Origin of the sequence: Dactylosporangium sp. CS-047395 (assembly GCF_050942185.1) — a bacterium.
In the GTDB taxonomy this organism is placed as follows: domain Bacteria; phylum Actinomycetota; class Actinomycetes; order Mycobacteriales; family Micromonosporaceae; genus Dactylosporangium.
Window position 1 is genome coordinate 2,347,732 of sequence record NZ_CP192015.1, and the last position, 17,624, is coordinate 2,365,355.

General features: G+C 69.7%; 16 protein-coding genes. 4 read left to right on the top strand and 12 right to left on the bottom strand.

The window, feature by feature from the left end:
* Positions 1 to 35 precede the first annotated feature (35 nt).
* Complete coding sequence (locus ACQP00_RS10870; RefSeq protein ID WP_433217865.1) at positions 36 to 1,358, bottom strand: MFS transporter; 1,323 nt, start codon at positions 1,356 to 1,358, stop codon at positions 36 to 38.
* A gap of 99 nt (positions 1,359 to 1,457) precedes the next feature.
* Between ACQP00_RS10870 and ACQP00_RS10875 the strand changes: the two genes are divergently transcribed.
* Positions 1,458 to 2,021, top strand: a complete 564-nt coding sequence (locus tag ACQP00_RS10875; protein ID WP_433217867.1) for a hypothetical protein — start codon at positions 1,458 to 1,460, stop codon at positions 2,019 to 2,021.
* Here ACQP00_RS10875 and mgrA read toward each other — a convergent pair.
* Positions 1,998 to 3,002 (bottom strand): L-glyceraldehyde 3-phosphate reductase, encoded by a 1,005-nt coding sequence (gene mgrA / locus ACQP00_RS10880; RefSeq protein ID WP_433217869.1) that lies wholly within the window; start codon positions 3,000 to 3,002, stop codon positions 1,998 to 2,000. The genes ACQP00_RS10875 and mgrA overlap by 24 nt on opposite strands.
* A 17-nt stretch (positions 3,003 to 3,019) precedes the next feature.
* Here mgrA and ACQP00_RS10885 point away from each other — a divergent pair, with 17 nt between their 5' ends.
* On the top strand, positions 3,020 to 3,451 hold the full coding sequence (locus tag ACQP00_RS10885; RefSeq protein ID WP_433217870.1) for a response regulator: 432 nt from the start codon (positions 3,020 to 3,022) through the stop codon (positions 3,449 to 3,451).
* Here ACQP00_RS10885 and ACQP00_RS10890 read toward each other — a convergent pair.
* From ACQP00_RS10890 to ACQP00_RS10930, 9 genes are all read right to left on the bottom strand, one after another.
* The gene (locus tag ACQP00_RS10890) at positions 3,438 to 3,686 is read right to left on the bottom strand and encodes a ribosomal protein L7/L12 (RefSeq protein WP_433058434.1); all 249 of its coding nucleotides are present in this window, start codon (positions 3,684 to 3,686) and stop codon (positions 3,438 to 3,440) included. The genes ACQP00_RS10885 and ACQP00_RS10890 overlap by 14 nt on opposite strands.
* Before the next feature lie 83 nt (positions 3,687 to 3,769).
* Positions 3,770 to 4,804, bottom strand: coding sequence for an ABC transporter ATP-binding protein (locus ACQP00_RS10895; protein ID WP_433223805.1), 1,035 nt, complete (start codon positions 4,802 to 4,804; stop codon positions 3,770 to 3,772).
* A gap of 107 nt (positions 4,805 to 4,911) precedes the next feature.
* A complete protein-coding gene (locus tag ACQP00_RS10900; protein WP_433217871.1) occupies positions 4,912 to 5,991 on the bottom strand; it encodes an ABC transporter ATP-binding protein in 1,080 nt (359 codons plus the stop codon).
* 52 nt (positions 5,992 to 6,043) lie between these two features.
* Positions 6,044 to 7,045 (bottom strand): ABC transporter permease, encoded by a 1,002-nt coding sequence (locus ACQP00_RS10905; RefSeq protein ID WP_433217872.1) that lies wholly within the window; start codon positions 7,043 to 7,045, stop codon positions 6,044 to 6,046.
* Between the two features lie 151 nt (positions 7,046 to 7,196).
* The gene (locus ACQP00_RS10910; RefSeq protein ID WP_433223807.1) at positions 7,197 to 8,957 is read right to left on the bottom strand and encodes an ABC transporter substrate-binding protein; all 1,761 of its coding nucleotides are present in this window, start codon (positions 8,955 to 8,957) and stop codon (positions 7,197 to 7,199) included.
* A 179-nt stretch (positions 8,958 to 9,136) separates the two neighbouring features.
* Positions 9,137 to 10,138: an ABC transporter permease gene (locus tag ACQP00_RS10915; RefSeq protein ID WP_433217874.1), complete on the bottom strand. Its 1,002-nt coding sequence runs from the start codon at positions 10,136 to 10,138 to the stop codon at positions 9,137 to 9,139.
* 495 nt (positions 10,139 to 10,633) lie between these two features.
* Positions 10,634 to 11,449, bottom strand: a complete 816-nt coding sequence (locus ACQP00_RS10920) for an exodeoxyribonuclease III (RefSeq protein ID WP_433217876.1) — start codon at positions 11,447 to 11,449, stop codon at positions 10,634 to 10,636.
* A 19-nt stretch (positions 11,450 to 11,468) separates the two neighbouring features.
* Positions 11,469 to 12,479 carry a LacI family DNA-binding transcriptional regulator gene (locus tag ACQP00_RS10925; RefSeq protein ID WP_433223809.1) on the bottom strand — a complete coding sequence of 337 codons (1,011 nt, stop codon included), beginning with the start codon at positions 12,477 to 12,479 and terminating at the stop codon, positions 11,469 to 11,471.
* A gap of 301 nt (positions 12,480 to 12,780) precedes the next feature.
* Complete coding sequence (locus ACQP00_RS10930) at positions 12,781 to 13,164, bottom strand: hypothetical protein (RefSeq protein WP_433217878.1); 384 nt, start codon at positions 13,162 to 13,164, stop codon at positions 12,781 to 12,783.
* Positions 13,165 to 13,256: 92 nt separating this feature from the next.
* Here ACQP00_RS10930 and ACQP00_RS10935 point away from each other — a divergent pair, with 92 nt between their 5' ends.
* Complete coding sequence (locus ACQP00_RS10935; RefSeq protein WP_433217880.1) at positions 13,257 to 13,799, top strand: AAA family ATPase; 543 nt, start codon at positions 13,257 to 13,259, stop codon at positions 13,797 to 13,799.
* A 32-nt stretch (positions 13,800 to 13,831) separates the two neighbouring features.
* Positions 13,832 to 14,332 carry a hypothetical protein gene (locus tag ACQP00_RS10940; protein WP_433217882.1) on the top strand — a complete coding sequence of 167 codons (501 nt, stop codon included), beginning with the start codon at positions 13,832 to 13,834 and terminating at the stop codon, positions 14,330 to 14,332.
* Here the strand turns inward: ACQP00_RS10940 and ACQP00_RS10945 are convergent.
* On the bottom strand, positions 14,329 to 17,475 hold the full coding sequence (locus tag ACQP00_RS10945) for a penicillin acylase family protein (protein WP_433217884.1): 3,147 nt from the start codon (positions 17,473 to 17,475) through the stop codon (positions 14,329 to 14,331). The genes ACQP00_RS10940 and ACQP00_RS10945 overlap by 4 nt on opposite strands.
* Between the last annotated feature and the right edge of the window lie 149 nt (positions 17,476 to 17,624).

The following is a 17,624-nucleotide window of genomic DNA, read 5'->3' on the forward strand; positions in this document are numbered from 1 at the left end:
GCAGTCGACCGAGGCGCAGTCCAACAGGGCCCGGATCAGTGGGCGGGAGCAGCGCTCTGCGATGTCGGCTGGGCGACGCCCGCAACACCCGCAGTCCCAGCGACGCCCGCGGCGTCTGCGGCGTTCGCGGCGTTCGCAGTCGGGTCGGCGGCGGCGACGGAGGCGTCGGCGGTGGCGGGGGAGTCGGCGGCCGGCGCAGAAGCGTCAAGGTGCCGGAAGAACAGCAGGATCACCGCCGCCAGCGCCCCCACCAACCCCACCGCCGCGAACCCCCAAGCCGGTGAGCCCGCGTCGATGGCCCAGCCGGCCAAAGGAGACCCGATCGCCAGGCCGACGGTCAGCGAGGAGCCGTGCCAGCCCATGGCCTCGCCGCGGGCCGATGGGGGCACCAGGCGGCTCACCAGGTCGGCGCTCGTGGTCAAGGTCGGGGCGCACAGCACGCCCGCTGGGAGCAGGGTCAGGAACAGCAGGGGCCAGGCGTCGCCGACCAGGCCGGCCGGGATGGTGCAGACGGCCAGGGCGCCCACCAGGACGACCAAGGGCAGGCCGCGCGGCAGGGCGCCGTAGATGAAGCCGCCGACCAGGGAGTACACGGCCCAGGCGGCCAGCAGGGTGCCGACCAGGCCCACCTGGTTCGCGGCCTGCAGCATGGCCACGATGCCCAGGTCAGTGCCGGCCAGGACCATGGTGGTGGCGGAGGCGGCGGCCAGGACGGCCACGAAGCGCGGGGTCAGCCAGTCGCGGCGGCGGACGGGGGCGGCCGGGCCCTCGGTGTGCGAGGTGTGGACCGGGGGATTGGTGATGAAGAGGGCGATGCCGGCCAGGACCATGGCGCCGCCGATCGACCACATGGCCGCTCGGCCGGAGAGGGCGCTGGTCAGCAGGACGGCCAGGGGCGGGCCGGTCATGAAGGAGAGCTCGACCGACATGGAGTCGAGGGCGTACGCCTGGCGGCGCTGGTCGGCGGGGACCAGGGCGGCGATCGACTGGCGGATCACGGAGAAGACCGGCAGGGAGAAGATGCCGGCGATGAAGGCGCCTGCGAGCAGTACCGGAAAAGCCAGGAAGGGGGCGATGGACCAGAAGACGGCCTCGGCCACCGTCGTCACCACGAGCATGGGGCGCAGGCCCCGTCGATCCACGAAGCGGCCGTTGAGCGGGCCGCCAACCGCCGTGCCGACCGTCAGGGCCGCTCCTACCAGGCCGGCCGCCCCATACCCCTTGTGGAGGTCCTGAGCGACGTGCAGGGTCATGGTCACGCCGATCGCCGTGATCGGGATCCGGGCCAGCAGGGCGACCAGCATGAGCGACCGCACGCCCGGTAGGGCGAGAACGCGGCGGTAGGGGGCGAGGTGCATGGGCACATCATGCACAGGGGGTACGACAAAATCTCGGGGGAACCGTTCGTACCGCGCCGTGGTCCAATGAGCAAGACCTATGGATGGAGCTGAACCACGATGAAGTCCCGAGTCCTCGCCGCCGCCCTGCTCACGCTCACGTTCGCGCTCGCCGCGTGTTCGGACGACTCGAACCAGGCCGGGGCCGGAGCCAGCGGTGCCGCGACGACCGGTGTTCCCACGGCCGGCAGCAGCGCGGGCGCCGGCAGCAGTGCCGGGGCGGCCGGCGGCACGAGCGCGGGGCCGCAGACCGACCCGAGCTCGAAGAGCAACACCGGGGGCAACGCGACCAACACCGACTCGCTGGTGACGTTCACCCGCACCGGGGGGCTGGCCGGCAACAACGACTCGCTGACGGTGAAGCCCGACGGGTCGTACACCATCCAGACCAAGCAGGGCACCAAGACCGGCAAGCTGACCGAGGACGAGCTGGCCGCGCTCAAGGAGGCGCTGACCACCGCCGACTTCAACAAGATGCCCACGATCAACGACGGCGGGAACGTGGCCGACGCCTACACGTACACGGTCACGTACGCCGGCAAGCAGATCACGGCGAAGGACGGGTCGATCCCGCCCGCCCTCCAGCCGGTGATCAGCGCGCTAGGCGCGTTCCTCAGCAAGTAGGCCGTCGATCCGGTCCAACTCCGACTGGGAGAGGGCCAGGTTCTCCAGCGCGCCGAGGTTGTCCAGCAGCTGCTTCACGCTGGAGGCCCCGATGATCAGCGAAGTGACCCGCGAGTCCCGCAGCGCCCACGCCAGCGCCAGCTGGGCCAGGCTCTGCCCCCGCTCGCGGGCCACCTCGTCCAGGGCCCGGATCAGCTGCAGCCGCGACGGCGTCAGGTCGCTCTCGTTCAGGAAGCGGCTGGTCCGCACGCGCGAATCGTCAGGAATGCCGCCGAGGTACCGGTTCGTCAGCAACCCCTGCGCCAGCGGCGAGAACGGGATGCATCCCGCACCGGCCTCCTCGAGCACGTCGAGCAGTTCGGGCTCGATCCAGCGGTTCAGCATCGAGTACGACGGCTGGTGGATCAGCAGCGGCGTCCCCAGCTCGCGCAGGATGCGGGCCGCGGCGACGGTCTGCTCGGGGGTGTAGTTCGAGATGCCGACGTACAGCGCCTTGCCCGCCCGCACCGCCGCGTCCAGCGCCCCCATGGTCTCTTCCAGCGGGGTGTCCGGGTCGGGGCGGTGCGAGTAGAAGATGTCGACGTACTCGAGCCCCATCCGCTTGAGCGACTGGTCGAGCGACGACAGCACGTACTTGCGCGACCCCCACTCCCCGTACGGCCCGGGCCACATGTCGTAGCCGGCCTTGGTGGAGATGATCAGCTCGTCGCGGTACGGCCGCAGATCCTCGGCCAGGATGCGCCCGAAGTTGCTCTCGGCCGACCCGGGCGGCGGCCCGTAGTTGTTGGCCAGGTCGAAGTGGGTCACGCCGGCGTCGAACGCGCGCCGCACGATCATGCGCTGGGTCTCGATCGGCCGCTCGTGCCCGAAGTTGTGCCACAGCCCGAGCGAGATGGCCGGCAGCTTGAGCCCGCTGCGGCCGCTGCGCCGGTAGAGCATGTCCTGGTATCGGCCCGAAGCCGCCTCATACGCCACGATCATGATCCTAAACTGGCCAGATGGACGAGGAACCGGCCGAGGAGACCCCGGTAGCAAAGCCACCCCCGGTCGCCAGCATCCTCGTGGCCGAGGATGACGCCGACATCCGGGACCTGTTCGCGATGGCCCTGGAGGGCGCCGGCGTCGACGTCACCGCCGTCGAGAACGGCGAGGCCGCGCTGGCCGCCCTGGAGCAGAAGACCTTCGACATGATCGTCACCGACATGTGGATGCCCCGGGTCTCCGGCCTCGACCTGTGCAAGAAGGTCCGCGCCGAGCCGGCCACCCGGAACCTGCCGGTACTGATGCTGAGCGCCTACGGCCGCCTCCGGGGCCGCGAGGAGGCCAAGATGGTCGGCGCCAGCGACTACCTCATGAAGCCCCTGCGCCCCAGCCAGCTCATCAGCAAGGTCGACGCTATGCTCGGCGGCCGGCTCGTCATGCGTTCCTGATGAGGGCCTCCACGGCGTCCTTGGCCTCCTTCAGCCCCGCGCCGGTCACCTGGCGGTAGATCTTGATGGCGGCGATGAGGTTGTTCTGCCGCAGCGCCTCGGCGAACTCGGGTGGCATCCCGGCGGGCCGGCCCGGGAACGACTCGGCGAGGTTCGGGTCGAGGCCGAAGTGGCGGTACAGGAAGGCGACCTGGCGTTCGAGACGGGCCAGTCGCATGCTTTCATCGGCGTCCATGCCCGACACCGTAGGCCGAACGGGCCCGAAACGAAGTCGGGGAGCCGCCAGAACGGCGACTCCCCGGCTCATGACAACAGCGATCAGGCGATCGGCTCCGCGAACGGGTCCTCAGCCGTGTCGACCGGAATCTCGGCCGCCGCCGCCCGGGCCTTCTCGGCCCCGCGCGCCGACCGCTCGTCATCCGTGATCGGGAAGTGGCAGGCCACCGTCTGCCCCGGCAGCAGCTCCCGCAGGATCGGCTCCTCCTGGGCGCACAGGTCCTGCGCCTTCCAGCACCGGGTCCGGAAGCGGCACCCCGACGGCGGGTCGATCGGGCTCGGCACGTCGCCGGTGAGCAGGATGCGCTCCCGCTGCGCCTTGTCCCGCCGCGACGGGTCCGGCACCGGCACCGCCGAGAGCAGCGCGAACGTGTACGGGTGCAGCGGCGTCGCGTACAGCCCGTCGCGCCCGCCCACCTCGACGACCTTGCCCAGGTACATCACGGCGACGCGGTCCGAGATGTGCCGGACCACCGACAGGTCGTGCGCGATGAAGACGTAGGTCAGGTTGAACTCGCGCTGCAGGTCGTCGAGCAGGTTCACGACCTGGGCCTGGATCGACACGTCCAGGGCCGAGACCGGCTCGTCGGCGATGATGAGCTTCGGCTGCAGGGCGAGCGCCCGGGCGATGCCGATGCGCTGGCGCTGGCCGCCGGAGAACTCGTGCGGGTAGCGGTTGTAGTGCTCGGGGTTGAGCCCGACCAGCTCCAGCAGCCGCTGCACCTCGCGCTTCTGCCCGTGCGCGGTCTTGATGTTCTGCACCTGCAGCGGCGCCCCGACGATCGAGCCGACCGTGTGGCGCGGGTTCAGCGACGAGTACGGGTCCTGGAAGATCATCTGGACCTCGCGCCGCAGCGGGCGCATCTTGCCCACGCCGAAGTGCGAGATGTCCTGGCCCTCGAGCAGCACCTGGCCGCCGGTCGGCTCCAGCAGGCGGGTCATCAGCCGCCCGGTGGTGGACTTGCCACAGCCGGACTCGCCGACCAGGCCGAGGGTCTCGCCGGTCTTGACGGCCAGGTCGATGCCGTCGACCGCGCGGACCGCGCCGACCTTCCGCTTGATGAAGGCGCCCCGCATGATCGGGAAGTGCTTCTCCAGGCCGCGTACCTCGAGGAGGTTCTCGCCGCTGCGCTGTGGCGCCGCCGCCGGCTGGGATTCTGTCGTCGTCGACACTGTCGTGCTCCTCAGAGGTTCGGGGCGATGTCCGACTTGAAGATGGCGTTGCGCTCCGCCGGCGGGATGTGGCAGGCGACGCCGTGCTCGGGCGTCCCCTCCGCCAGGGTCGGCTCGACCGTCTTGCAAGGGATGCCGTTGCGCTCCACGTACGGGCAGCGCGGGTGGAAGGAGCAGCCGCTCGGGAGGTTGATCAGCGACGGCGGGCTGCCCTTGATCGGCACCAGCCGGTCGCGCACCTCCCGGTCGACGCGGGGCATCGACGAGAGCAGGCCCCAGGCGTACGGGTGCTCGGGGCGGCGGAAGATGTTCTGCGCGGTGGCGTGCTCGACGCACTTGCCGCCGTACATCACCAGGATCTCGTCCGCCACCTCGGCCACCACGCCGAGGTCGTGGGTGATGATGATGACCGCCGAGTTGAACTCCGACTGCAGGTCGCGGATCAGGTCCAGGATCTGGGCCTGGACCGTCACGTCGAGCGCCGTGGTGGGCTCGTCGGCGATCAGCAGCTGCGGGTTGTTGACCAGCGACATGGCGATCATCGCGCGCTGGCGCATACCGCCGGAGAACTGGTGCGGGTAGTCGTCCACACGCTTCTGCGGCTGCGGGATGCCGACCCGGTCGAGCATCTCGATGGCGCGCTTGCGGGCGTCGTTCTTGTTGACCTTGTGGTGTACCCGGTACGCCTCGATGATCTGGGCGCCGACCGTGTAGTACGGGTGCATCGCGGTCAGCGGGTCCTGGAAGATCATCGACATCTTGTCGCCGCGCAGCAGGCGGACCCGCTCGGGGGAGGCGCCGATGAGCTCCTCGCCGTCGAGCCAGACCTCGCCCGAGATCCGGGCGGAGCCGCGCCGGTGCAGGCCAAGGATGCCCAGGCTCGTCACGCTCTTGCCGGAGCCGGACTCGCCCACGATGCCGAGGGTCTCGCCGCGCTCGAGCTGGAACGTCAGGCCGTCGACGGCCTTGACCACGCCGTCGTCGGTGTTGAAGTGGATCCGCAGGTCCCGCACGTCGAGGAACGACGCTGCGGTCTGCGGTCCGGGCCCGGACGGGCTCGGCGTGCCGTCGGTGAGCAGGCTGCTGGACATGCTCACTCCTTTCCTGGGGTGCCGTGAAGCGGGGACCGGGACGGGGAACGGGTCATTGGAGCCGCACCCGCGGGTCGATCACGGCGTAGAGCACGTCCACGATCAGGTTGGCCATGACGATGAAGAACGAGGCGAAGAGGGTCGCGCCGAGGATGATCGGCAGGTCCTTCTGGGTCACCGCGTCCACGCTGAGCTTGCCGATGCCGGGCAGGCTGAACACCCGCTCGGTGAGGATCGCGCCGCCGAGCAGCGTGCCGAGGTCGAGGCCGAAGATCGTCACGATCGGCGTGAGCACCGCGCGCATGGCGTGCTTGCCGATGACGACCCGTTCCTTCAGACCCTTGGCCCGGGCGGTGCGGATGTAGTCCTCGCCCATGGTCTCGAGCATCTGCGCCCGCGTCAGCCGCGCGTAGGTGGCGGCGAACAGCAGGGCGAGGCTCACCCAGGCGAGGAAGAGCTTGTTGGCCCAGCCCCACGGGTCGTCCACGAAGTTGATGTACTCGCCACCTTGGAAGATCTTCCACTGGTGTACGAACAGCGACTGGAAGACGAGACCGGTGAAGTAGACCGGTAGGGAGACGCCGGCGAGCGCGATGATCATCACGGCCCGGTCGGCGAGTTTGCCGCGTTTCAGCGCGGATATGATGCCGCCCGCCACGCCGCCGACCAGCCAGAGGATCGCGGCGCCGATGGCGAGGGAGATGGTGACCGGGAGGCGGTCCAGCAGCAGCGGCCAGACCTCGCGGTCGGTGCGGAACGAGTACCCGAAGCAGGGTGCCGAGCAGTGCGTGATCGACGGACCGCTGTTGTAGTCGCGGCCGACGACCAGGCCCTTCACGAACCGGCCGTACTGGACGTAGATCGGCTGGTCGAGGCCCAGCTTGATCCGCGTCGCCTCCACGTCGCGCGGGGTCGCCGACTTACCGACGTACATCTCGGCAGGATCTGCGTTCGATGCCTTCGGGATCAGGAAGAAGATCGCGAAGGTGACCATCGAGACGGCCACGATGAGCAGTGCCGCGGTGACCAGGCGGCGCAAGATGTAGTTGATCACGTGTGCGGCCTGACGCCGGCCGGCTCGACGGGGTTCCCGTCGCACCGGCCGGCGCCGTGGCCCTCACCTGCCTTCTGTACTCGTGAAGGGCGGGTTACCGGCTGTTCAGGCTTGCTGCTTCGACGCTAGAGCGAGCAATCCGACCCGAGGGTCAGGACTGGACGCCCAGGCTGCCGAAGTCGTACATGCCGTAGTACTCCGTCACGAACACGTTCGTGACGCGGGGGTTGCGGTAGTTGAGCGCCTTGTCGTAGACGAACGGCACCATGACGGCCTGGTCCATCACCTTGTGGTTGATGGTGGTCCAGATGCCCGCCGCCTTGGCCGGGTCCTTCTCCGCCTTCGCCTGGTCGATCAGGCCGTTGATCTCCTGGTCGTTGAGCTCGGCGTAGTTGTTGTTGCCCGACGGCAGGATGTTGCGACCGTCGACCAGCACGGACAGGAAGCCGTACGCGGTCGGGAAGTCGGCACCCCAGCCGGCCATCATGAGGCCGTAGCCCTTGGCCGCCACGTTCGACGGCGCACCGATGGTCGAGCGGAAGTACAGCGACGGCTCGGTCGGGTCGAGGCGGGCGTTGATGCCGACGTTCTTCAGCGCGGCCTGCAGCGCCTCGGCCGTCTTCGGCTCCTTGCCGCTGGTGCGGGTCGCGATCACGGTGTCGAAGCCGTTCGGCTTGCCACACGCGGCCAGCTCTTCCTTGGCCTTGTCGATCTGCGGCTTGCCCGACTTGGTGTTGTACGGGTCGTAGTCGTCGTGACCCGCGATGTTCGGGGGCAGCATGTTGGTGGCGATGTCGCCACCGGCCTCGGCGCCACCACGAGCGGTCTGCATCGTGATCTTGTCCGTCGCGTACTGCACGGCCTTACGGCAGTGGATGTTGTCGAACGGCGCGACCTTGGTGCTGATCGAGAAGTAGCGGATGAAGCCCGTGTTCGGGGTGTCCGCGTTCTTCTTCTTCTCCGGGTCGAGCAGGATCTTCGGCTGCGAGCCCTGCTGGACACCGGTCTGCGCGGTGTCGATGTCGATCTCGCCGCTCAGCAGCTGGTTGTCGATCTCCTCGACCGCCGTGCCGATGGTGAAGTCGATCTGGTCCGGCAGCGCCTTGCGCACGGTGTCGGACTTCGGGTCCCACTGGTCATTGCGGACCAGCACGGCCTTCTTGCCCTGGTCGTACGACTGGAACTTGTACGGGCCGCTCGAGACGGGCTTCTCACCGTACTTGTCGCCGGTGTCCTTGGCCTGCGGGATCGGGCCGGCGGACGGGGTGGCGAGCAGGTACAGGAAGTCCGACAGCGGGTCCTTCAGCGTGAAGACGATGGTGGTGTCGTCCGGCGTCTGGACGGACTTCAGACCCAGCTTGGCCGGGTCGGTGTCCTTGTAGGGGCCCTTGTAGCCCTGGCCCTGGTCGAGCACGTCGATCAGGTAGGTCGGACCACCGGAGAGGACATCCTGCGCGAAGACGCGCTCGATGCCGTACTTGATGTCCTTCGAGGTGATCGGCGAGCCGTCCTCGTACTTCAGGCCCGACTTGAGCTTGAAGGTGTAGGTCTTGCCGTCGGCGGAGACCTCCGGCATGGCCTGCGCCAGGTCGGGAACCAGCTTCAGACCGTCCTCGCCCGGCTTCGACTCGTTGGTCAGCAGGGTGCGGACGTAGTAGCCCTTCATGAAGTTCCAGACGTAGGCGTAGTACGCCCGCGCCGGGTCCCACGAGTCCGGGTCGGAGTTGTTGACGAGCTTGAGCGTGCCGCCCTTCTTGTCAGAAGGGTTCACCACGCCCTTGGTGGCGGCGTTGAAGCCGCTCACCCCCGAGCCGCCGCTCTCGCTGGTCTTGGGGCTGTCGCCGCCAGACCCACACGCGGACAACACCAGGGCGATCGCGGCCGAGCCGGCCACCAGAGCCCCTGTCCTCATTCTCACTGGGTTTTCCCTCCTTGTTTGGCGCGACCCGCCGAGGGACGGGCCGTCCGAGCTGTGCTGCGGTGCGAGTGAAGCTGGGGTGATTGCACAGGGTTCGACCGGGCTGGCGGCCGTGGCCGGACAGGATGGTGCTGTGGAGCGTGACGGCCGAAGGCCGCGGCGGCCCTTGCGGGCTACCGGTTGGCCTTCGGGTCCAGGGCGTCACGCAGGCCGTCGCCGAAGAGATTGAAGGCGAGGACCATGAGGAAGATCGCGAAGCCGGGCACGAACATGTACATCGGGTCGTACTCGTAGTACTGCACGGCGTCCGAGAGCAGCCGGCCCCACGAGGGGGTGGGCGGCAGGACGCCGACGCCGAGGAACGACAGCGCGGCCTCGAAGAGGATGTTCGTGGGAATGATCAGGGTCGCGTAGACCAGGATCGGGGCGACGAGGTTGGGCAGCAGCTCACGGAAGAGGATGCGGCCCGGGCCCGCGCCGATGCTGCGCGCGGCCTCGACGAACTCGCGTTCCCGCAGGGAGAGAGTCTGACCGCGGACGATACGCCCGATGTACGGCCAGCTGAAGAACGCGATCACCGCGATCACCACGCCGACCCGCCAGCCCGTGCTCGCCGGCACGACGGAGATCAGAGCGATGGAGAACAGCAGGTACGGGAAGGCCAGGATCAGGTCCATCAGGCGGCTGATGGCACTGTCGACCGCGCCGCCGAAGTAGCCGGACACGATGCCGAGCACCACGCCGAGGGTCACCGCGACGATCGTGGCGGACAGCGCCACGAGCAGCGAGACCTGGGCGCCGTAAATGATCTGCGAGAACAGGTCCCGGCCGGTGACGGGCTGGACGCCGAGCAGGAAGTCCTTGCTGACGCCGCCCCAGGTGCCGACGGGCGGGATGCCGCCGAGCAACGGATCGATCCTGTCTTGATGGAACTCGTTGACCGGGTGCCCCCACACCTTGTTGATCAGGGGGGCGAACACCGCGACAAGCACCAGGAAAACAATGAACCCGGCTCCGATGAGTGCGACCTTGTCGCGCTTGAGCCGCGTCCACGCAATCTGACTGAGCGAGCGACCTTCGATGGCCTTCGCGGGAACACCGGCAGGCGTGGCGGTCGCCTCTTCGACCGTCGGTACCTGTTCGTCGCTCTTCGACGTGACGGGTCCCATAGTCATGGGCGTGGTGCCCCTCTCCCCGGCCGCCTGCCCGCCTTCCGAAAGCCGCCAGCGATGACCGTCGCACCGTGCAGCGAGCATGCGGCGGCCAGACCGGGGCCCGTGGCAGTCAGCAGCCGATCGGCTGTGTCTTCGTGGACTCCTGGTGCCCTATCCGCAGGTTCGGTCCACGGGCAGAGCGTGCACGAAGCCGACGTGGTGTCGTCGCCTTCGTTGGTGGAACCCTGTCTCCCGTTTGGCCGATCGTCAAGGGTCACCCCCTGTCCTGTAACCAAGTCCACGCCGCGCCGTGATGAGGGCGTGATCCAAGCACAGCGACTTTTGGATCATACACCCCCTAAACGGGCGAATTACCGGCGAATCGTAACGGTGCGGTCACGCAACGTGCCGGAAACATGGCAGCAAGTCCGCCGAGATCGGGCTATCCAGGACGATCGTTGATCGTTTAACACTTAACAGCACAGCCCGGTCGGGGTCCATGGTGACACAGTGTGCTCAAATATTGAAATCGATCACGACGGGCGCGTGGTCAGAGGGCCCTTTGCCCTTCCGGGCCTCCCGATCGACATAGGCACCCTTGACCGCACCCGCGATCGCCGGGCTGGCGCAGACCAGATCGATCCGCATGCCCTTGTCCTGGTGGAACATACCGGCGCGATAGTCCCAGTACGTGAACGGATTGGGACCTTTCATCGGCTTCGGGACGATGTCGGTCAGCCCCGCGGCCAGCAGCGCGGCGACGGCGTCCCGCTCGGGCTGGGTGACGTGCGTCGAGCCGACGAAGGCGGCCGGGTTGAACACGTCGGAATCGGCCGGCGCCACGTTGAAGTCGCCGCAGACGGCCACCGGTCCACCCCCGGCCAGATCCGCCGCCACCGCTTGGCGAAGAGCCTCGAGCCAGGTCAGCTTGTACCCGTAGTGCGCCGACTCCGGCGTCCGCCCGTTGGGGACGTAGACGGACCACACGCGCACCCCGCCGCAGACGGCCGAGATGGCCCGGGCCTCCAGCTTGGGCTCCTCGAACAGCGGTTCCTCGCCGCCCGGCTCCCCGCCCCAGCCCGGATCGCCGTCGAACCCGCGCCGCACGTCGTCCAGCCCGACCCGGGAGAGCAGCGCGACGCCGTTCCAGCGGCCCTCGCCGTGGTGCGCGGTGTCGTACCCGAGCGCCTTGACCTCCTCGAAGGGGAAGGCGTCGGTGGCGAGCTTCGTCTCCTGCAGGCAGAGGATGTCGGGGGCGGACTGCTCCAGCCACTCCAGCAGCCGGGGCAGTCGCGCCTTGACCGAGTTCACGTTCCAGGTAGCAAGCCTCACGCCTGCCACCCTCCCACGCCTATGCCGATTCGCGCTTCACCAACTCGGTAGGGAGCAGAAGTACAGGTTCGATCGCCTCGCCCGAGGCCATCCGCAGCACCTGGCGGGCCGCCATCCGGCCCAGGTCGGTGATCGGCTGGCGGACCGTGGTGAGCGGCGGCTCCGTGTCGCGGGCGAAGTCCATGTCGTCGAAGCCGACCACGGCCACGTCGTCCGGGACCCGCCGGCCGGCCTGGCGCAGCGCCCGCAGCGCGCCCTCGGCCATCGCGTCGGAGGCGGCGAACACCGCGTCGAGCTCGGGGTCGTCGCCGAGCAGCTGGCTCATCGCGAGCGCGCCGGACTGGCGGGTGAAGTCGCCGACCGCGACCAGCGAGCGGCGGCCGCTGTCCTGCATCGCCGCGCGGTACCCCTTGAGGCGGTCGATCCCGGCGCTCATGTCCTGCGGGCCGGCGATCGTGGCCACCCGGCGGCGGCCGGTGTCGAGCAGGTGCCGCACCGCGGCGCGGGCGGCGTCCTCGTTGTCGACGTCGACGTACGGCACCGAGGACTGGATCAGCAGCCGCCCGTTGCACACCACCGGCACCCCGGCCCGGCTCAGCCGTTCCGGCAGCGGGTCGGCGCCGTGCATCGAGAAGATGATCGCGCCGTCGACGTGCCCGCCGGTGCAGTACCGCTCGACGCGGTCGTGGCTCGGGCCGCTCGGGCCGACCATCATGAGCACCAGCTGCTTGTCCACCGCCTCCAGCTCGAGGCTCACCCCGCGGATGATGCTGGAGAAGAAGGGGTCGTCGGAGAAGACCCGGCTCGCGGTCTCGGAGGCGACCAGCGCGATCGAGTCGGTGCGCTGGGTGACCAGGCTGCGGGCGGCCTGGTTGGGCACGTAGCCGAGCGCCTCGACGGCGCTGAGCACCTTGTCCCGGATGTGCGGGGCCACCGACGTGGAGCCGTTGACCACGCGCGAGGCGGTGGCGCGCGACACCCCCGCGCGTTGCGCGACGTTTTCGAGAGTAGGCCGGTCCCGCCCCGACATCACCATTGTGGCGTCCCCCATATCTGTTCGCCGGACCATCATGACTGAAGTTCAGCAATGTGCAGCGCACAAACAATGACGGGCGATGGAGCATGTCGCTCCATCGCCCGTCGCACCCTCACACCGGTTACACCCTGATCACGATTCGCCGGAACACGATACGCCGGTCACCCAAGCCGCCGTATCGGCCGGAGAGCGCTCTCAAGACTGGAATCAGACTGGCCCATGACTAGCCCAATGTCAATCAGAGAATCGGTTGAGAGCGCTCTCTGGAATATGTTGTGGGAAACGCCAAATCCCGTTATGCCGCCTGGCGGCGCCGGCAGGCCTCCAGGTGGGCGGCGATGACCGCGGCCGTGGACGAGCGCACGCAGGCGTCGGCGCCGGCCTCCAGCACGTCGATCACGGCCTGGTGATCGCTGTACGGGCTCAGCACGGCCACGATCGAGGCGGCCGGATGGCGCAGGCAGGCGGCGGTCACCGAGCGGGGGCCGGGGTCGTCGAGGACCACGATGTCGGGCTCGCGGCACCCGGCCGGCATCTCGGCCCGCCGGGTCACCGTCCAGCCTTGTGGGAGGTATCGGTCCAGCTCCGGGAGGCGGTGTGCGGGGGCGATGAGCAGCACGTCGATGCGCTGCTGGTCGAGGACGGCGGCGTTGCGCGGGGGGAGCGTCAGGATCGTCATGCCTTATTTATCGCGCGCCGAACTGGCATCCCCCTCGGTCCCGCCTGCGAGAATCCTGGAAGCCGCACCAGAACGCACCGCTGGAGGCGACCGTGATCGTCTGGCTCAACGGCCCGTCGGGCGTCGGCAAGGGCACCGTGACCGCCGAGCTGTGCCGCCGCGAGCCGCGGGCGCGAGCGTTCGACGCCGAGCGCATCGGCTGGGTCCTGCAGCGCACCGCCGGGCTGGTCCGCCCGGGCGTCCGGCACGGCGACTACCGGGACCTGCCGGCCTGGCGGGCGGCCACCGTCGTCGCCGCGGCCCGCCAGGCCCGCGGGGCCGACCCGCTGCTGGTCCCCATGACGATGCTGCGCCGCGGGCACCTCGAGGAGATCCTGGGCGCGCTGCGCGACCGCGGCCACGAGGTGCGCCACATCCTGCTGGACGTTTCCGCGCCGGCACTGGTGGAGCGGGTCGAGGCCGACGACGGGCCGGACTCGCGCGGGTGGCGGCTGGAGGATCTCGGGGCGTACCTCACCGCCCGCCGCGACCTGCGGCCCCTCGGCGAGGTGGTGGACACCGACGATCTCTACCCCGACGAGGTCGCCGACGAGGTGCAGGATCTGATCAACGCCTGGCGCAGAAACGTGAATTGACCCGGCGCCGCCCGTGCGCGAGTCTGGGCGCCATGCTCTCGTGGGGGCGGTTCCGGCGTTCGGCTCCGGATCTCGCCGCGGCCGGCCGCGCGCTGCTCTACCGCAGCGGCGTGGGCCTGGCCTACCTGGGCACCGTGCGGGCCGACGGCGGCCCGCGGGTCCACCCGGTCAGCCCCTTGCTCGTCGAGGACGGCCTGTATCTGCTGCTCATGGTCTCGCCCAAGCTGGAGGACCTGCTGCGGGACAGCCGCTTCGCGCTGCACACCTTCCCCATGGACACCGGCGAGGAGGCCTTCTACCTCACCGGCCGGGCCGTGTTCCCGCGCGACCGGGCCCTGCGCCGCTCGGTCGCGGCCGCGTTCGTGGCCGAGCGGGCCCTGGCCGCGCCGCCGCCCGGCTTCAGCCAGCAGGTGCTCGTCGAGCTCGTCGTCGGCACCTGCGTGCTGAGCCGGGCGGGCCAGTACGTGACATGGGCGGCGGCCGACGTGCCCGCGCACGAGCTCCCCGCCGGCCGCCACCGCGCCGCCATCTAGCTCTTGTAGATCTCGAACTCCCAGAGTGAGTACCCGTAGCTCGTGGCCCGGGCGACCCCGGTCATCCGCACGTACCGGGCGCTGACCGGCGCGAACGTCACGTTGTCGATCCCGCCGTTGCCCGCGTCCACGGTCGCCGCCGTGGTCCACGTGCTGCTGTTCGTCGACACCTCGATGCGGTAGCGCGTCCCGTACGCCGACTCCCAGCGCAGGATGACCCGCCGGACCGGCTGGGCCGAGCCGAGGTCGACGGTGAACGACTGGTTGTCGCTCCACCCGCTGGACCACCGGCTGGTCGGGTCGCCGTCGACGGCCGCGCCGGTGGAGTAGAAGATCTGCGTGCTGCTGGCCTTCACGCTCCGGCCCTGGGCCAGGTTGGCGATGTCGTCGCCGCGCTTGGCCGGGAAGGAGACGACCTGCTGGTACGTCGGCCGGTTCTGCCACGAGATCTTGTCGTGGGTGATCCCGCCCAGCGGCGACTGGATGATCGTGTCCGCGCACCACTGGTCGCCGGCCGAGCAGTTGCTGTCGCCCGGGTAGGTGGTGGTGGCGGGCTCCGCCGCGGCCGTGGCCAGGGTCGAGCTCAGCACCTGCCGGCAGGCCGCGAGGTTGCCGCCGCCGCAGTACGTCCGGCCCAGGCCGCTGCGCACCGGGTCGCCGAGGATCGAGCGGAGGTCCTTGTCGAGGTACCCCCACCACCCGTACTGGAACGCCGAGCCCTTGTGGCCCTGCGTCTGGTTCAGCGAGCCCGCGTTCGTCGGACCGGTGGCCCCGGACGGCGACTCGTCGACCTGCAACGCCCTGGTCAGCGCGGCGTACACGTCGTCGCCGAGGCCGGACCGGAAGGTGCCGTCGACGAGCTTGGGCCACCAGGCGTCGAACGTGCGGATGGCCGCCGCGTGCTGGTAGACGTGGGAGCCCTGGCTGGTCTCGACCCGCTTCGCCCCGGCCGCGAGCCAGGCCCGCAGCGCCACCACATTGGCGTCGGTGCTGGTCCCGGCCGGGTCGAGGATGCGCAGCAGCTCCGGCAGCAGGTTCTCGGCCCGCAGGTCGGTGACGGCGGCGTCCTCGACGATCCGCACCACCCCGGCCCGGTCCACCTTGCCCGCGCTCAGCGCCGATTTCACGCGCTTGTCGAGCAGGTCCGCGCGGTGCACGGCGCCGAAACTGAAGTTTCCGTCCGCCGCCGAGAAGTCCTTACTTTGCTTGTTATTCCAAGAGACAAAATAATCCTGTCCCGTGGACTGCGGATGCTGGGCCACCGGAATGTAGTCGGCCGTATTCGTGTCCGCATTCCAGCCCGACCATTCATATGCCGCGTCGGCCTTCGTCGGCAGGTTCGGGTTCGCGCCCGCCTTGCGGACCGGGTCGTTGCCGGAGTTGAAGTACGCGGTGTCGGTGGCGTTGACGTAGAACCAGTTGAAGGCGTACCCGACGCTGCTGGCCGAGTCGATGAACTGCGCCGGGTTCGCCATCGCCGCCGGGTCGTTGAAGGCCTGGAAGCCGATCGCGGAGTCCGCCTCGTGCCGGTAGGTCGAGCGCAGCTGGGTGAAGGCCACCGGCGCCCCGCCGACCGTCCCGCGCCAGGCGACCAGGCCGTACTTCGTGCGGTACGAGATGAGCTGATAGGACCCGGCGGCGGTGCCGTCCGCGACCGTCGGCGTCCAGGCGTTGCTCTGGGTCAGCGCCTCCATCGGCGTGCACGTGCCGCGGAAGCGGTAGGCGGTGGACTGCGCGGTGGCCGGGGAGCCGTCGGTGTTGCACAGCGGGACCGCGTAGGTGTCGGTGATGTCCTGCTCCGACGAGGTGGCGCTCCAGGCGTAGTCCTGGCCGCGGCCGAGCAGCACGTAGAGGTTCAGCCCGGCGAAGGCGACCCCGTGCGCGCTGATCCCCGGGCCCTGCAGCTCCTGCAGCATGAGCAGCTGCGGCGAGAAGTACCCGGTCTGCGGCCCGAAGACGGCGATCGGGTGCCCGGTGGCCGAGTGGGCCGCGTCCACCACGACCGCGTTGGACATGCCCCGCTTGGTCGCGGTGCCCGGCGCGAGCCCGGCGGTGGTGGTCGCCGAGCCGGTCGGGTTGAACACCACCGGCTGGGCGGTCACGCTGCCCGCGTCCGGCATGGCGACGCCGGCGGCGTCGGGGTCGCCCGCGCCGTACGGGAAGGACTGCCCGTTGTGCAGCGTGAGCACGGCCTCCTCGTCGTTCTGGGAGCGGAACGCGGCCCACAGCCGGTCGCCCTCGGCCGCGCCGTAGCGGGCCCGCGCGGTGACCCGGACCAGCGCCGACTCCACCTCGCCGCCCCCGCCGCCGCCGAACAGCCCGCCGACCACGCCGGCGATGGCGATCAGGTCGGTCATCTGGAACGGCTCGGGCCCGCCGGCGTTGGTGATCGCGTCGAGGTGCCCGGTGAGCACGTACTCGCCGGGGCAGTTGCGCCCGGACATGCACGCGGCGATGTAGGCGTTGATCCCGGCGATGTAGTTCTGCACGTCGTCGTAGAGCTGCTGGCCGCGGGTGCCCTTGGTGCGCAGCGCGTTGACCTGGGCCTGCAGGTCGGCCTCGGTGTACGGGGCCTGCCGCCAGATGCTCTGCTCCAGCTCGCGGTTGCCCGGCGCGCCGCCCGCGAACGGGGTCAGCTTGCCGCGGCCGACCCGGCGCAGCAGGTCCATCACGAAGAGCCGGTCCTCGGCCCCGGCGTACCCGGCGCCGAACATCGTGCCGGCCCGGGTGGTGCCGGTGACGTGCGGGACGCCGAGCGACTTGTCGCGCACGATCGTCACGTCGGAGCGGGGGTTGTAGGTGCGCGCGGCCTGGCCGGCCGGCACCCCGAACGACGCGTCGTTGTAGAAGGACGAGATCTGCTCGTCGGTCAGCCCGGTGTAGGCGGAGACGAGGTTCGCGTACGGCCCGAGTTGGTCGGCGGAGTGCGCCGGCCGGAAGCCCAGGGCCTTGTGGGCCAGGATGTCGGCGAGCGTGGCGTTGCCGTTCTGGCCCGGCGGCAGGATGTCGTTGCACTGGTCGAGGCAGTAGTCGTTCGGGGTCAGGACCGCGGCCTCGGCCGGCGCGGCGAGCGCGGGGGCGACGAGGACGGCGGCGGTGAGCAGTAACGCCCCCAGGGCGCGTTTGACGACGGGCAGGGACATGGCGGATCCCTCCGGGGGTTGCGAGCCAATATGAAAATGACTCGGATTACCGGATGGTAACAACGACGCCCGTCACTGAACAGAGGTGTCATCCCGTCTATACGCAGGGATTCCACTACGCTTCACCGGTGCTCGTGGTCCATGCCCTC

Excerpts from the sequence above, each read along its gene's own strand:
- ACQP00_RS10870 (WP_433217865.1), bottom strand. The coding sequence starts at position 1,358 with ATGCACCTCGCCCCCTACCGCCGCGTTCTCGCCCTACCGGGCGTGCGG.
- ACQP00_RS10875 (WP_433217867.1), top strand. The coding sequence starts at position 1,458 with ATGAAGTCCCGAGTCCTCGCCGCCGCCCTGCTCACGCTCACGTTCGCG.
- mgrA (WP_433217869.1), bottom strand. The coding sequence starts at position 3,002 with ATGATCGTGGCGTATGAGGCGGCTTCGGGCCGATACCAGGACATGCTC.
- ACQP00_RS10885 (WP_433217870.1), top strand. The coding sequence starts at position 3,020 with ATGGACGAGGAACCGGCCGAGGAGACCCCGGTAGCAAAGCCACCCCCG.
- ACQP00_RS10890 (WP_433058434.1), bottom strand. The coding sequence starts at position 3,686 with ATGGACGCCGATGAAAGCATGCGACTGGCCCGTCTCGAACGCCAGGTC.
- ACQP00_RS10895 (WP_433223805.1), bottom strand. The coding sequence starts at position 4,804 with ATGCGGGGCGCCTTCATCAAGCGGAAGGTCGGCGCGGTCCGCGCGGTC.
- ACQP00_RS10900 (WP_433217871.1), bottom strand. The coding sequence starts at position 5,991 with ATGTCCAGCAGCCTGCTCACCGACGGCACGCCGAGCCCGTCCGGGCCC.
- ACQP00_RS10910 (WP_433223807.1), bottom strand. The coding sequence starts at position 8,957 with ATGAGGACAGGGGCTCTGGTGGCCGGCTCGGCCGCGATCGCCCTGGTG.
- ACQP00_RS10915 (WP_433217874.1), bottom strand. The coding sequence starts at position 10,138 with ATGACTATGGGACCCGTCACGTCGAAGAGCGACGAACAGGTACCGACG.
- ACQP00_RS10925 (WP_433223809.1), bottom strand. The coding sequence starts at position 12,479 with ATGTCGGGGCGGGACCGGCCTACTCTCGAAAACGTCGCGCAACGCGCG.
- ACQP00_RS10930 (WP_433217878.1), bottom strand. The coding sequence starts at position 13,164 with ATGACGATCCTGACGCTCCCCCCGCGCAACGCCGCCGTCCTCGACCAG.
- ACQP00_RS10940 (WP_433217882.1), top strand. The coding sequence starts at position 13,832 with ATGCTCTCGTGGGGGCGGTTCCGGCGTTCGGCTCCGGATCTCGCCGCG.
- ACQP00_RS10945 (WP_433217884.1), bottom strand. The coding sequence starts at position 17,475 with ATGTCCCTGCCCGTCGTCAAACGCGCCCTGGGGGCGTTACTGCTCACC.